This is a genomic window from Vibrio sp. 811 (genome assembly GCF_033339195.1).
Genome location: NZ_JAWOUB010000201.1, coordinates 1 through 877, shown reverse-complemented (window position 1 = coordinate 877; position 877 = coordinate 1). Strand labels below are relative to the sequence as shown.

At 47.7% G+C, this 877-nt stretch carries 1 protein-coding gene; it reads right to left on the bottom strand.

All coding sequences use genetic code 11. The annotated features are described in order from the left end of the window. Positions 1 to 274: 274 nt before the first annotated feature. A partial coding sequence (locus tag R7Q46_RS25815) for a pyridoxamine 5'-phosphate oxidase family protein (RefSeq protein WP_318078035.1) occupies positions 275 to 877 on the bottom strand: 603 nt, incomplete at its 5' end.

Here is an 877-nt window from a genome sequence, read left to right as displayed (position 1 = left end):
CGATTTGCTTGGTGCCTTCAGCAATAACATTGCCCGCAACTCTTGTTGCAAGCGAGGCAAATTTGCTGAATCTAGAAATACGGTGTGTTGGTAGGTTTCTTTCCTTTCCCGACATAACTCTCTCCTATTGCTCATGGTTTGTTATACGGGAAATTGAAGCCTTTGGATACAAAGTTACGAGCACCGCTGGCAGGACCAGCGGTGATTTAGGAGATTGGATGAAAGTTGCTATTGAGAGCGTTAGCAAAAGTGAGAGCGTTAGCAACAGGAGCTCTTAGCTGAGTTTCTCCGAAGCGTACCAGCGGTTAGGATAGGCGTTGCTGTAATCGGGTTCTTCGATGCCTTCATACAAATCCGAACATGGTTCAAGAGGCCCCACGACGGTTCGATATGGCAGTACCCCCGCCCAAACCGGAATATCCATATCTTGAGCGTCGTCGTTGACACCAAAACGACTGATTTTTACCGATGCTTCCTCTAAAGAAATACGCAGAAGCATGGTGGCGCTGAGCTCTTTCTCGTTACTCAAACGGACATGCTCTGTTCTTCCCGGCGCGATTTGTTCGAGAAAGTGATTCAGTAAACGATCTTTTTCCTGATTGTCTTCAACAGTTTCAAACTGACCAAACACAACCGCACTGCGATAATGCGCGCTGTGGTGAAATGCGGAACGCGCCAATACCCAACCATCAAACAAGGTGAAGGTGAGACATGTCGGTTGGCCTTGTTTGAGGGAGCGTAACAGTCGGCTGTTATTTGCGCCGTGGATGTATACAAAATCATCGACGCGCCAAGCTAACATAGGGATAACCACTGGCCCTGACTCGTTGGTGATTGCAATATGGGCAATTAGGCTTTCATCAATAATCGTGTGCAG